Here is a 13,927-nt window from a genome sequence, read left to right as displayed (position 1 = left end):
AATTGTTACGAGGTTGAAGGTTTACCTACAATTACGCTCTGATTTACACCATCATCAACTTCATCGCATTGAAAAACTTCGATTCCGTCGAAATCCTGAAGCTTACTTCCCAACTCTTGAGAAACTAATTCTCTAGCAAACTTCGCCGCTCTAGTTTTTTTCAACTCAGCCTTGCTGGGTAATTTCTTCTTGCTGAGTCTCAACTCCAGGATTAAAGCGCCTAATGCACCGCCACATAACATGGTGCGTTAGGCTGAAGGCATAACACACGCTACTTAAGATTTACTTTATTAGTCTCTTAGAGCAAATGCTGCAACCGAGTTAAGCGTTCTGAATAATTTTTGATCACCATGAGGGCAAACATAGGTGTTTCTTGGACAGCAAAGAGAAACCTTTTATCATCTAAGTAAGTGAGTGTACAATCAGTTTGAGCGATCGCAGTATAGGTTCTGTTGTTTACCCCTACCAATACACCAACACCAAATACTTCACCTGCCTCAATGGTTTCCACAATTTTACCATTGACAGATATATCTAATTTTCCTTCTAAAATACCGTACATATATTCACCAGGCTGTCCTTGCTCGAAGATGACTTCACCTGCTGAAAACTTTTGATGGACAGGTTGTTTTTGAAAGATGCCAATTGTAACCACAGGACTTAACATAAAACACCTTCTGCAAAATTCTCTAGATGTCAGTGAAACTTTTAGATTGCTGATCTAAAAGCCGAGTCAAGTATACTACTTCCCCTAAAGTAAGCGTCCCCATGCAAAATATCATTAATCACTTCCCGAAAAACAAGTTTTTGCCAATTTGGCAACCATAGAGTGATGAACACTGGTATTATTTATATTGTGCAAGGGGTGTAGCAAAAGTAGCCCCGACCGCGAGGTTGGGGTAACTTCTGCAAAACTTCTGAATTAATCAACGCTTCATTTTCTGCGACGCTCTTACTAGCACCCATACAGAAAGCGATCGCCAAGATACTTCGCGCGATCGCCTCATAGATTTTCAGCACAAAATAAGTTTCCCCAATCCTCAATTCTTAACTTCTAACCCCTAACCTCTGTTTTAATAAATCACTGGCTTGCTCTAAAGAGTCCAACACTTGGAAAGCCAAACACCTGATTTCTGGAGATGGTTGTTCTATGTCGGGAACCATAATAGGGTACATCCCGGCGCTAAATGCTGCTTCTATACCAACACATGAGTCTTCAAAAACCACACACTGCACAGGTGCAACATTAATTCTGCGACTGGCTTCTAAATATATATCTGGTGCAGGTTTACCCTCAGCCACATCTTCACTTGTGACAATAGTAGTAAAGTAGTGCAGAATGCCGGCGTTAGTTAAGCGGCGAATGGTACGACTGCGGGATGTACCTGTGGCTAAGGCAACGACTATGCCCAAATGATTGAGCTGATAGAGTAAATCTAAGACACCAGTTTTTAATGGTAAACCTTCTTGCAATTCTCGGCGATCGCCTATTTCAATCCGTTGTGTTGTTATCGCATCGAAAGGAAAGTTATTACCATATCTTTGTTTGAGTATTTTTTCCCGCCAAAATAAATCACGCCCGACAAACTCCTTATAAAAATCGTCGCTCATCATATAGCCATGACTGGCTAAGGCTTGTTTCCAAGCCCAGCGAGCAATGCTTTCTGTATCAAACAGCAAGCCATCCATATCAAAAATTGCGGCTCGGATATCTGGTAGCACACTCAATCCTCTATTCACAGTTGGACAACACTTAATTATGTAATTATGCCTTTCATTGGTGACAATACCTGTGGCATTTAATAATCAGAAAATTTTGACTTAATTATGCACTCTGAATCCAGAAAAACTGACTTGCTAACTGCATCATGCCAACTACCTTTATATGGCAAAAGAATCCTAGTGACAGCTCCTAGAAATTATGCTTCTCGGTTATCTGCACAAATTATTTCTCAAGGTGGATTGCCAATTCTCATGCCTACTATAGAGACTTGTTATTTATCCAACTATACAGATTTAGATCAGACTCTGAAATCCGTAGATCAATTTGACTGGATTACTTTTACCAGTAGAAATGGCATTATTGCTTTTTTTGAACGGATGTATGATTTAAATATTTCTATATCAAAATTGCAAAATAGCCAATTATGTGCATTGGGTAAAGATGCAGATATTTTATTATCTTACTGTGGCAAAGTTGATGTGATTCCCAAAGAATCTAGCCCGGTGGGAATTGTGACTGAACTATCTCAAATACCTGGAATTAGTGGCAAAAAAGTTTTAGTACCTGCTCCCGAAGTTATAGGTATACCTGAACCAAATGTAGTTCCTAACTTAGTAGCAGATTTGCAAAAATTGGGAATGCAAGTCACTCGGATATCTACATATATAACTCAATGTTTAGATAAAAATATCTACCAATTAGAATTAAATTTAATTCGTCAAGGCATGATTGATGTCATCGCCTTTAGTAGTACAGCAGAAATCACCAGTTTATTAACAATGGTTGAATCCAATAATGATTTAGAGAATTGTCTTATAGCTTGTTTTGGCCCTTATACAGCTGCTAATGCCCAACAGATGGGTATAAAAGTTGATATTGTGTCAACAGATTTCAGTTCATTTGAGGGATTTGTCCAGGCGATCGCTTGTGTGAGTAATAAACTTATACTTCAATAAGAAATAGTCATGCTGGTGTAATCGTTAATTACTTGTAAAACTTCATCATGAGGATAATTCATTGAGCAATCTTTAGCAAATTTATGTGGAGATACAAAAACACAAAACTTTATATTTTCGTGAAAATAAAATATACCCGACTTTTTAAGAAGTCGGGTATATTGTTAGTTGTGAATAGTATTAACGGTCTTTAGATACTGCATTTCCTGGGCCGGCTGTGACAATTACTAGATTTTCTGGCTGAATGAAGTCTTGAATTGCCTGTTGCAGATCATTCATCGTGACTGACTGAATGCGCTGGGGAAATTCCCGAATTTCTGCTGGTGATAGCCCCAACACAGCATTATCTAAAATGATGCTGGAGACATTACTAGGATTAGCTAAATCTACAGGATAGCTGTTAGCAATTGAGCGTTTGGCAGTGTTTAATTCTGCTTCGGTGACACCTTGCTGGCGTAACTGTTTGAGTAATGCTAAAGTGCTAGCGATCGCTTGATCAGCATCTTGGGGTGCAGTCTGCATTTGAATCAAGAATGGGCCAGGATTTACCCCAGCCGCAAACCCACTGTAAATACCATAGGTCAAACCCAGGCGATCGCGTACTTCTGTACCTAAGCGGCTAGATAAGGTATCACCACCCAAAATCTGATTCAGTACCAAAGCTGCATAATAACGGGGATCTTTGCGAGAAATCCCATTGTAACCAATGTAAGTCACAGCCTCAGCTTTACCAGGAATCACTTGATTAATACGAGTCAAACTTGGCGGTAATGACACCGATGTTAATTTGAGGGTAGGCGGTTGACCAATAGCTTGCCATTTACCGAGGGACTGATTCAGTAAATCCTTCACCTGTACTGGGTCAAAGTCACCTACTAAAGCTAGTGTTGTTGTATCAGGTCGGTAATGGTTGCGATAGAAACGCACAACATCATTCCGAGTAATACTTGTTAAACTCTCCGCCGTTGGGAAACTGTAGAACGGGTGATTTTTTGGGTAAATTACCTGCTGGAATACCCGTCTCCCTAAACTTCTAGGATCATCTAGTTGAGCTTTCAGGGTGCTTAAGGCTCGTTGACGACTTAATTCTAGTTGATCCTTGGGGAAGGAGGCATTTTGCAAGACATCAGCCAGTGTTTGAATTAATATCGGCAGATTTGCTGATAACCCTTGACCACCGATAGTCACTCCCTCACGGCCTGCGCCAAAACTTAAACTAGCGCCTCTGTCTTCTAAAGTTTGCGCCAAGGTGAGGGCATCTTGTGTCTGCGTTCCATTCATTAAATTAGTCGCAGTGAGATTTGCTAGTCCCGCTTTTTGATTACCATCAAACTCACTTCCCGCATCAATTTGTCCACTCAAGTTAACTGTGGGAACATTATGGTCAGGTAATAGCAGCACCCGCAAACCATTGGTGAGAGAAAACTGTTGTGGTAGAGATTGTTTATTGCTGTCTGTAGATGTGGTCGTAGGTGGTAGATATTTAGCCAATTGTGCGGGGTCTAAAGGTTGACCGGGGTCGAAGTTTTCTACAGTGCGCCCAGAACCAGCACTAGCGGTTTCACCTTGACCATCGATTTGAGTCGGTTCAAAATAGCCAATGGTTTGTTTAGCAGGATTAAGATAGGTTTTCGCTACTCTTTGAATATCAGCTGGAGTGACATTAGCGATCGCTGCTAAATACTTCTCAATATAGTGATAATCCCCGGCTATGGTTTGGCTGTATCCTAATTGATTGGCTTGGCTGGTAATATCTTGATTACCCAGTACAAATGAGGCTTGCAGTTGGGTTTTAGCTCGATTCAATTCGACTGGGGAAACTGGCTGCTGTTGTAGTTGTGATAAAGATGTTTGCAATACCTGAGTAATTTTTTCTAGCTTCTGCCCTGGTGCTGCTGTCGCATTAATTTCATACCAACCCGGTTCAATTAATTCTAATGCGCTAGCACTCACAGAACTAGCCAGACCAGATTCCACCAAAGCCTGATAAAGCCTAGAACTGCGCCCACCTGTCAAGATAGCATCCATCACATCAATTGCCGGGACATCAGGATGATTGATATCAGGCAAGGGATACACAGCTTGCAATAATGCCGCACTTCCAGGTTCCTTCAAAACTATGGGTCCTGTACTAGCAGTATTTACTACCTTGTCCCCCTTGTCCCCCTTGTCCTCTCTAACTCTCCTGGACAATTTCCCAAAAGTTTCTTGCACCACTTGCAGCGTCGGTTCTGTGGCAAAATCCCCTGTAATTACCAAAGTGGCATTATCTGGAGTGTAGTATTTTTGATAGTAATTCCTCACCTGTTCCAGTGTGAATTGTTCCACATCGGTTTTTGTCCCACCCACAGGCAAACCATAGGCGCGGTTAGGAAAAGCCGCTCGCATCACCGCCCGACTTAAACGATAATCAGGAGAGTTTTCATATCCCTGCAACTCAGAGATCACTACCCGTTTTTCACTGGTTAATTGTTCCGACTCAATCAAAGCATTGGCCATGCGGTCTGCTTCTAGGGTTAGCAGTGCTTCTAGTTTGTCTTGTTCCACCGTGCCGAAGTAAGCGGTTTCGTCGTAGCTAGTGAAAGCATTAAACTGACTACCCAAAGCACTAAACAACCTACCAAACTGTACCGGACGGTCTTTTGTTCCCTTAAACATCAAATGCTCAAGCTGGTGGGAAATGCCGTTTTCTCCCTTGACTTCATTTCTAGAGCCAACTTTATACCAAACCTGCACACTCACCACTGGCGCAGTATGCACTTCCTTAGTGAGTACGGTTAAACCGTTATCTAATACTGTTTTCTGCACTCCTTGAGTAAAAGACAAACCAGACACGGGTGTAACAGTGGGTGTGGGTGTGGCTGCAATTGTTAAATTACCCGCCACAGGTAAAATACTCAACAGGAGGCTGAGAAAAAAACCTAAAATCATATATAGGCGGAGTTTCATAAGTGTTTTACACTTCTTAAGGTATCAAACCGGGAAATAGAAAGTAGGGTTAATAGTTCATTCAGTTTAGCGAGCGATCGCCTCAATCGTCTTAATTAAATTCTTCAATATGTAGAGACGTACCACTGCTACGTCTCTACAGAGATTTCAGGTAAAGCATCATAAATTTCTGAAGATGTCTAATTTACAGTAACTTTATCTCTTTACTGGTACATTTTATAACTAGGCTCTCAGTGTGAACTAGAATAGTAGATATTGGCTCTTTGATGTAGAAGTTGCTATGAGTTGCTCAATGATCTACCACTACAGACTCAACTCTAGCAGTGGATTGTTGAAGAAAGTAAAAGAGTAAACACTCCCTTAACATGATGAATCTGCAACAAGCCATCCTAGAATGTACCGATTATGCAATCATTGCTACCAACTCCGAGGGGATAATTCAAACCTTTAACCCAGCCGCCCAGAAGATGTTGGGTTATGCGGCCGAGGAAGTTGTTAATCATGTCACTCCTCTAATCTTCCACGACCCGGAGGAACTTAAGCAACAGGCACAAACACTTTCGCAAGCCCTAGGTAGAGAAATTGCCCCAGGTAAAGACTTTATCGTCACAACCCAATCAGTTAACCACAAAGATGAATGGACTTTCATTCGTAAAGATGGCTCCCGCTTTCCTGTCTCTCTCTCGGTTAAACCCTTATGCAATGACGCAGGAGAGATAATTGGCGGTGTGGGTATTGCCAAAGACATTACGCAGCAAAAACAGATAGAAGCCCAACTCCACAAAAACGCAGCTAACCTCGCTGCGGCCCAAAGAATTGCTCATCTAGGTAGCTGGGAACTGAATTTGCTAACCCAAGAGATGATTTGGTCAGAAGAAGTTTTTCGCATTTTTGGACGCAATCCTGAGTCTGGTACGCCCACTTACAACGAGATGCTAGAGCGCATACATCCAGATGATCGCCATCAACAAGACTTTGTGATGCAGCAAGCGATCGCTCAAGGGCTATGTTATGAGCTAGAGTATCGTTGTTATCGCCCAGATCAGAGTTTACGTTATGTACTATCACGGGGCGAAGTGATACTAGATGCCGATGGCCAGGCAATCCAGTTGATCGGTATTATCCTTGACATTACCGAGCGCAAACAAACCGAACAACATCTGAGAAACCTCTCAGATCGATTGACATTGGCACTCAAGTCAGCTGATATTGGCACTTGGGACTGGGATATGATCCATGAAGCATACTGGGATGACCGGATGTATGAATTATATGATTTACAACGGTCTGTTGCTCCTGCCACATATCAAGATTGGCTCAATGCCCTCCATCCCGATGATCGCACAGAAACAGAAACTGCCCTTCAGGATGCGATACAAGGAAAGCGGGAATTTGATGTAGAATTTCGCATTGTGCGACCCGATCATAGTATTCGCTATATCCATGCTTCGGCTCTTGTGCAACGCAATCAGCAGGGTGAAGCACAACGGATGGTTGGAATTAACTATGATATTACCGAGCGTAAGCAAGTAGAATCAGCCTTGAGAGAGAGCGAACACCGCTATGCGACATTGACGGAAGCCGCTCCCGTTGCTATTTTCCGTTTAGATACTGAGGGGAATTGTGTTTACGTCAACGAGCGTTGGAGCGAGATGACAGGTAGACCAACTCAGGCAGCCTTGGGTATGGGATGGGTAGAAACTTTGCACCCAGAACATCGCCATTGTGTTCTCATGCAATGGTCGCAACGGGGATTCAGCCAACCAGAACTCTATCAAAGTGAAGGCAGACATTTACTTCCAGATGGTAGCATTAACTGGTTTTACTGCCACATAGTACCCGAAACTGACTCCAATGGCAAAATTATGGGCTATGTTGGCACACTCACGGATATCACACAGCGCAAACAAGCAGAGGAACAGCTGCATCAACTCTCCCAACGTTTAACCTTAGCCATCCGTTCCGGGGGGTTTGGAATTTGGGAATACGATTTTGTCCAAGCCAGACAAATTTGGGATGAGCGGATGTACGAATTGTATGGAGTGAGCCACGAAAATTTTGACTGTACTTTTGATACATGGTTAAACTGCCTGCACCCCGATGACCGCGATCATATTTTGGCAAATATCCAGCAAGTTCTGCAAAACAAACAAGAATACAACGTCGAGTTCCGCATCATTCTACCGAGTGGAGAAATTCGTTACATCAAAGCCTATGGTCTACTCAATTGTGACCAGCAAGGCCAACCTCTACAGATGATTGGAGTCAACTTTGACATTAGCGAACAGCAAGTGGCGCTACGCGATCGCCAACAAGCTGAACAAGAATTGATCCGTCACAGGGATTTGCGGGAGATAATTTTCAACGAATCTACCGATGCTTTGTTTCTGGTTGATCCGGCAACACTACTCACTCTCGATTGTAATCGGCGAGCAGTAGAATTATTTGAGGCGGCTAACAAAGCTGAACTGCTGGGCATTGAAGGGCATTCACTCCAGCACCGCCAATTCTCTCCAGAAGAGATAGCTGCCATCGTTGCACAAATGCAGACGAAAGGATTTTGGAGTCAAGAAATTGAATATGTGACTCGTCAAGGCAAGGTTTTCTGGGGCAACATTGCCGCCAAGCCCATTACTATAGCTGGTCGTACCATGAATTTAGTACGAGTGACTGACATCAGCGAACAACAAGCGGCACTACACGAGCGCAAACAAGCTGAAGAACAACTGCGACAAACAAATGAGCAATTAGCCAATGCCAACGCCGAACTAGCCCGTGCTACTCGCCTCAAAGATGAATTTCTGGCTAATATGAGCCATGAATTACGAACACCACTCAATGCCATTCTAGGTATGTCTGAGGGGTTTGAGGAAGGTGTGTTTGGTGCGATCAATGAACAGCAAGCAAAAGCGATCGCCACCATCGAACGCAGTGGTAGACACCTCCTAGAACTGATCAATGACATTCTGGACTTATCCAAAATTGAATCAGGCAAACTGGAACTACAACTGAGTGACATTCCGATCAAAGGTCTGTGTAATACCAGTCTCGTCTTTATCAAACAGATGGCATTGAAAAAAAATATTCGCCTGATTACTGACATTCCTGATCATCTGGGCAGTATCCAAGCCGACGATCGCCGTCTGCGTCAGGTACTGATCAATCTATTAAGCAACGCCGTCAAGTTCACCCCAGAAGGAGGTGCGGTGAAGCTCCAGGTTTGGCTGGAGGAAGTAGGGGAGGGCAGAGGGAGCAGAGAGAAGTCCGAGCGGAGGAAGCCTCCGCTCGGAACTTCGGAGGGTGTAGAGGAAGTAAATTCTTCCTTGTCTCTCCCTGTCCTCTGTTCCCCCTACCCTCACATTAACTTCTGTGTCAGTGACACCGGCATTGGTATCGCCCCTGAAGATATTGGCAAATTATTTCAGCCTTTCATTCAGCTCGACAGCAGCCTTAACCGCCAGTACAATGGCACAGGTTTAGGTTTGGCTCTGGTACAACGAATCACTGCTTTACATGGGGGAACAGTCTCAGTTACCAGTCAGGTTGGACAAGGTAGTTGTTTTACTGTCCGCATTCCCTACCTTACCAGTGATGATGTTCCCACAAGGCAGGTAATTGCTCAATTGCCCAAACATTACGCACTGGCTGAGAATGCACCAGTGTTGATGATCGAAGATTCGACGGCTGCGGCTGATCAGATTAGTCGCTACCTCAGTGACATGGGAATGCAATCTGTCATCTATGCAATGGGTGAAGGAGCAGTAGAAGAAGTAATGCGTGTCCGGCCGGCGCTAGTTATTTTGGATCTGCAACTACCAAACGTATCAGGTTGGGAAGTGCTGAAGCAACTCCAGCTCAACCCTCAAACCAAAGAAATTCCAGTTGTGATCATTTCAGTTGTGGATGAGCGCATCAAAGGACTTGCTGAGGGGGCATTTGCATATCTGGTGAAACCTATTACCCGCGCTCAATTACGGACAACTCTCAACCAACTACAATATCCTGCTGGTACTGCATCAGCTGCCATCAATGTAGTCGCAAAACCCACTTTGGTATCTCCTTTAATTTTACTAGCAGAAGACAATCAAGCTAATATCAATACAATATGTGGTTATCTGGAAAGTCGAGGATATCGACTGGCGATCGCCAAGAATGGACAACAAGCCATTGAACAGGTTCAGGCTCAACATCCCGATTTAATTGTGATGGATATTCAGATGCCGGAAATGGACGGATTGACAGCCATCCGCCGGATTCGGGATGATCAGCAATTTGTCGATATTCCGATCATTGCATTAACGGCACTAGCCATGCCAGGCGATCGCGAAAATTGCCTCGCAGCCGGAGCTAATGAATATTTAACTAAACCTGTAAAACTCAAACAGCTCATAGCAACAATTCAAAAACTTTTAACGAGGTAGTGGAGATTTTAAATGAATAATCAACACTCTATTTTGGTAATTGATGATGAGCCGGATAACTTCGATGTGGTTGAAACGTTACTAGATAGTGAAAACTACGAATTACATTATGCTCCTACTGGTAAACAAGCCATTGATTGCCTCAATAGTTTTCAGCCTGATGTGATTTTGTTGGATGTGATGATGCCTGATTTAGATGGCATGGAAGTCTGTCGGCAGATCAAATCTGACCCGCAGTGGCAAGCACTTCCGATTATTATGGTGACAGCATTAACTGCTAAAGAAGACTTAGCTAAATGTATAGCAGCCGGAGCTGATGATTTTATTAGTAAGCCCGTCAACGGTGTAGAGTTAAGAGCCAGAATTCATTCCATGTTGCGGATTAAGCAACAGTACGATAAATTACAGACTTTGCTGAATCTGCGAGAAGATATGGTCAATATGATTGTACATGATTTGCGAAATCCGCTTACCAGTATAGTCATCTCCAATGAGATTCTCCGGTTTCCTGGTTTGTCACCCGAAAAGCATCAAGACAAGACGGATAAAATCACACTCGCAGCTCAACAAATGCAATCGTTGATTGATAACTTGCTCGTTGTGGCCAAGTTAGAATCTAGCAAAATGGATCTTAACTGTATAGAAGTAGACCTGTGTGCGCTTTGCATTTCAGCGTTGGCAGATATTGAGGCGATCGCGCTCCAAAAAAAACTCAATCTTGTCAGCGAATTACCCGATCCTGGTGGCATGGTAAAAGTAGATGTACCCATCTTCCGCCGAGTTTTGGATAATTTACTCTCCAATGCGATTAAGTTTTCCCCATCTAATTCTCAAGTTACCCTGAAAGCAGAGTATTTAACCACAGGTGCTAAATTACAAGTTGTTGATTCCGGTTCGGGAGTGCCTCAAAACTTACGTCAAAGCATTTTCGAGAAGTATGAGATTGGCACACGGATGCCGGAAGTTTCACAAATTGGTTTAGGATTGGCTTTTTGCAAAATGGCAATTGAGGCACATCACGGTACTATTACTGTCGAAGATCATCATCCCAAAGGTACTATTTTTACAATCTTCTTGCCGTCTGTATAGGTTAGAAAATCACAACTATGTGTTATGAGAATTTATGTTTGCAGCTACTATCAGAATCGAAACACCACGCTTGTTTCTGCGTAACTTCCAAAACAGCGATATCGTAGCATTTGCCAGCTATCGTTCTGATCCAGAGGTAGCGCAGTATCAAAGTTGGGATATACCTTATTCAGAAGTAGAAGCAACAGAATTTATAGAAACATTACAGCAGTTAACCCCTGGTGTTTTAGGTGAGTGGTATCAACTGGCAATTGCACTCAAGTCAACAGAAGAAATCATTGGAGACTGCGGCTTTTGTATCTTAGCTGATGATGGACAACAAGCAGAAATTGGCTTTACCCTAGCGCAGACACACCAAGGTAAAGGCTACGCTACAGAAGCGATAACTTGTTTCCTTGACTATCTATTTAAACAACATAATTTGCACCGTGTACGTGCCAACTGCGATCCGCAGAATATAGCCTCTATTAAATTACTAGAACGAGTTGGTATGCGGCGTGAAGGACACTTGATTAAAAGTTTGTGGTTCAAAAACAACTGGGTAGATGAGATGTGGTTTGCTGTTTTGCGCGATGAATGGCATTCTGGAAAGAAAATATCAACTCTAATTCAATGATGAAAATGAGGGTGGGAGTAGGTATTAGGGACTGGGAGAGACAAGGGAGAATTTACTCCCTGTGCGTCTGGAGCGTCTGGAGCGTGAGGTAATAAAATATTTATCTACCCTACAAAATTACTCAATTTCAACATCCAAAGTACGCACTAAAAACGCCCACTTGTCTGCTGCTTCCTCAATGATTTTAGCTGTAGGTTTACCTGCACCATGTCCCGCCTTAGTTTCAATTCTAATTAACACTGGCGCATCACCATTGTGAGACGCTTGCAAAGTTGCGGCAAATTTGAAACTATGGGCAGGAACAACGCGATCGTCATGATCGGCGGTAGTAATTAAAGTAGCTGGGTAAGCTGTACCTGGCTTGAGGTTATGCAGAGGTGAATAGGTGTAAAGCGTGGGGAAATCTTCGGGATTATCTGGCGAACCATATTCAGCAGTCCAAGCCCAACCGATGGTAAACTTATGAAAGCGCAACATATCCATCACACCAACGGCTGGTAAAGCTGCACCGAATAATTCTGGACGCTGAGTCATACAAGCACCCACTAATAAACCACCATTGCTACCACCTGCGATCGCTAGTTTTGCAGGTTTGGTATAATTATTTTCAATTAGCCACTCAGCCGCCGCGATAAAGTCATCAAAGACATTCTGTTTTTTCTCCTTCATTCCGGCTTGATGCCATTCCTCACCATACTCTCCACCACCACGGATATTGGGCATAGCATAAACACCACCCATTTCCATCCATACTAAATTACTTACAGAAAAAGTCGGAGTAAGTGCAGCCCTAAAACCACCATAGGCATAAAGATAAGTAGGATTATTTTGGTCTAATTTTATCCCTTTTTTATGAGTAATAAACATCGGTACTTGCGTACCATCTTTACTGGTGTAAAAGACTTGTTTAGTTTCATAATCATCAGGATTAAAATCTACCTGTGGTTTTCTAAACAGTTCACTTTCTCCCGTCATCATGTTGTAGCGGTAAATAGTTCCGGGTGTAGTGAAGCTAGTAAAACTATAAAAAGTTTCTGTATCATAACGCTTACCACCAAATCCACCAACTGAACCAATCCCAGGTAATTCTACCTCGCGTACAAATGTGCCATCCAGGTTAAAAATTTTAATTTGGGAGTAAGCATCTTCTAAATAATCAGCCACAAATTGATTATTTAAAATAGTTACTGTGCCTAAAGTTGCTTCAGATTCAGGAATAATTTCTTGCCATGCTGCTTGCGCTGGATTATTAGTATCAATGGCAATTACTTTACCCCGTGGCGCATCTAAATCTGTACGGAAATAGAACACACCATTGTCATGCTCAATAAAACTATAATCTGCTTCAAATTGGTTAATTAATTCCACAACTTCAGCATGAGGATTAGTTACATCTTTGTAGAAAACTAAATTGCGTGGATCAGTTCCTAACCAAACTGAAATAATCAGATATTTACCATCTTCTGTGACACCACCACTAAAACCCCATTCTTTTTGATCAGGACGATGATAAATGAGTATGTCTTCTGATTGGGGAGTACCTAAGCGGTGATAGTAAAGCTTTTGATAATAGTTAACCTCTTCTAATTTAGTTTCTGCATTTGGCTCATCATAACGACTGTAGAAAAAACCTTGATGATCACTCGTCCAAGATGCACCGGAGAATTTAATCCACTGTAAATGATCAGGTAAATCTTCACCAGTTTCTACATCTTTTACCTTCCACTCTTGCCAATCAGAACCAGAGGTAGATAAACCATAAGCCAATAACTTACCATTATCACTCACAGCCAAACCTGAAAGTGCAACAGTCCCATCTTCAGATAACTTATTGGGATCAAGTAAAACTCTCGGTTCAGCATCCAAAGATTTTAAAGTATAGAGAACACTTTGATTTTGCAACCCATCATTTTTGAAATAAAAATAATTTTCCCCCTCTTTAAACGGAATCCCATATTTCTCATAATCCCAAAGCTTAGTAAGACGCTGCTTAATCTTTTCCCTAACAGAAATCTCCCCCAGATAGGCAAAAGTAACTTGATTTTGTGCCTCAACCCAAGCCTGAGTTTCTGCTGAATCAGGATTTTCCAACCAACGATAAGGATCAGCAACTAGAGTACCGTGATAATTGTCAACCTGTTCAATTTTGTGAGTGTGTGGATATTTCATAAAA

General features: G+C 42.5%; 10 protein-coding genes. 4 read left to right on the top strand and 6 right to left on the bottom strand.

What is annotated here, in order from left to right:
• Positions 1-5: 5 nt before the first annotated feature.
• The 4 genes from NOS7524_RS00455 to NOS7524_RS00445 form a co-directional block, all read right to left on the bottom strand.
• On the bottom strand, positions 6-242 hold the full coding sequence (locus NOS7524_RS00455) for a hypothetical protein (RefSeq protein ID WP_041555051.1): 237 nt from the start codon (positions 240-242) through the stop codon (positions 6-8).
• 56 nt (positions 243-298) lie between these two features.
• Positions 299-667 (bottom strand): Crp/Fnr family transcriptional regulator, encoded by a 369-nt coding sequence (locus NOS7524_RS00450; protein ID WP_015136486.1) that lies wholly within the window; start codon positions 665-667, stop codon positions 299-301.
• A gap of 182 nt (positions 668-849) precedes the next feature.
• Positions 850-1,020, bottom strand: a complete 171-nt coding sequence (locus NOS7524_RS29775; RefSeq protein WP_171815334.1) for a hypothetical protein — start codon at positions 1,018-1,020, stop codon at positions 850-852.
• Between the two features lie 27 nt (positions 1,021-1,047).
• The gene (locus NOS7524_RS00445; RefSeq protein ID WP_235622383.1) at positions 1,048-1,740 is read right to left on the bottom strand and encodes an HAD family hydrolase; all 693 of its coding nucleotides are present in this window, start codon (positions 1,738-1,740) and stop codon (positions 1,048-1,050) included.
• A gap of 87 nt (positions 1,741-1,827) precedes the next feature.
• On the opposite strand from NOS7524_RS00445, the gene NOS7524_RS00440 reads away from it, so the two are divergent.
• Positions 1,828-2,679 carry a uroporphyrinogen-III synthase gene (locus NOS7524_RS00440; RefSeq protein ID WP_015136484.1) on the top strand — a complete coding sequence of 284 codons (852 nt, stop codon included), beginning with the start codon at positions 1,828-1,830 and terminating at the stop codon, positions 2,677-2,679.
• A gap of 180 nt (positions 2,680-2,859) precedes the next feature.
• Here NOS7524_RS00440 and NOS7524_RS00435 read toward each other — a convergent pair whose 3' ends face one another.
• A complete protein-coding gene (locus NOS7524_RS00435; protein WP_015136483.1) occupies positions 2,860-5,628 on the bottom strand; it encodes a M16 family metallopeptidase in 2,769 nt (922 codons plus the stop codon).
• A 365-nt stretch (positions 5,629-5,993) separates the two neighbouring features.
• On the opposite strand from NOS7524_RS00435, the gene NOS7524_RS30510 reads away from it, so the two are divergent.
• Genes NOS7524_RS30510 through NOS7524_RS00415 form a run of 3 tightly spaced genes read left to right on the top strand, consistent with a single transcriptional unit; the run spans position 5,994 to position 11,754 of the window.
• Entirely contained in the window at positions 5,994-10,049 is a 4,056-nt protein-coding gene (locus tag NOS7524_RS30510) for a PAS domain-containing protein (protein ID WP_015136482.1), read from the top strand.
• A 12-nt stretch (positions 10,050-10,061) separates the two neighbouring features.
• The gene (locus NOS7524_RS00420; RefSeq protein WP_015136481.1) at positions 10,062-11,138 is read left to right on the top strand and encodes a hybrid sensor histidine kinase/response regulator; all 1,077 of its coding nucleotides are present in this window, start codon (positions 10,062-10,064) and stop codon (positions 11,136-11,138) included.
• 34 nt (positions 11,139-11,172) lie between these two features.
• On the top strand, positions 11,173-11,754 hold the full coding sequence (locus tag NOS7524_RS00415) for a GNAT family N-acetyltransferase (RefSeq protein ID WP_015136480.1): 582 nt from the start codon (positions 11,173-11,175) through the stop codon (positions 11,752-11,754).
• Between the two features lie 117 nt (positions 11,755-11,871).
• Here NOS7524_RS00415 and NOS7524_RS00410 read toward each other — a convergent pair whose 3' ends face one another.
• Positions 11,872-13,923, bottom strand: a complete 2,052-nt coding sequence (locus tag NOS7524_RS00410) for a prolyl oligopeptidase family serine peptidase (RefSeq protein WP_015136479.1) — start codon at positions 13,921-13,923, stop codon at positions 11,872-11,874.
• Positions 13,924-13,927: the final 4 nt, after the last annotated feature.

Origin of the sequence: Nostoc sp. PCC 7524, assembly GCF_000316645.1 — a bacterium.
GTDB lineage: Bacteria > Cyanobacteriota > Cyanobacteriia > Cyanobacteriales > Nostocaceae > Trichormus.
Note: the sequence above shows the minus strand (reverse complement) of the source record. Positions and strands in the feature narration are given on the sequence as shown.

Excerpts from the sequence above, each read along its gene's own strand:
- NOS7524_RS00435 (WP_015136483.1), bottom strand. The coding sequence starts at position 5,628 with ATGAAACTCCGCCTATATATGATTTTAGGTTTTTTTCTCAGCCTCCTG.
- NOS7524_RS00420 (WP_015136481.1), top strand. The coding sequence starts at position 10,062 with ATGAATAATCAACACTCTATTTTGGTAATTGATGATGAGCCGGATAAC.
- NOS7524_RS00450 (WP_015136486.1), bottom strand. The coding sequence starts at position 667 with ATGTTAAGTCCTGTGGTTACAATTGGCATCTTTCAAAAACAACCTGTC.
- NOS7524_RS00455 (WP_041555051.1), bottom strand. The coding sequence starts at position 242 with ATGTTATGTGGCGGTGCATTAGGCGCTTTAATCCTGGAGTTGAGACTC.
- NOS7524_RS30510 (WP_015136482.1), top strand. The coding sequence starts at position 5,994 with ATGATGAATCTGCAACAAGCCATCCTAGAATGTACCGATTATGCAATC.
- NOS7524_RS00440 (WP_015136484.1), top strand. The coding sequence starts at position 1,828 with ATGCACTCTGAATCCAGAAAAACTGACTTGCTAACTGCATCATGCCAA.
- NOS7524_RS00415 (WP_015136480.1), top strand. The coding sequence starts at position 11,173 with ATGTTTGCAGCTACTATCAGAATCGAAACACCACGCTTGTTTCTGCGT.
- NOS7524_RS00410 (WP_015136479.1), bottom strand. The coding sequence starts at position 13,923 with ATGAAATATCCACACACTCACAAAATTGAACAGGTTGACAATTATCAC.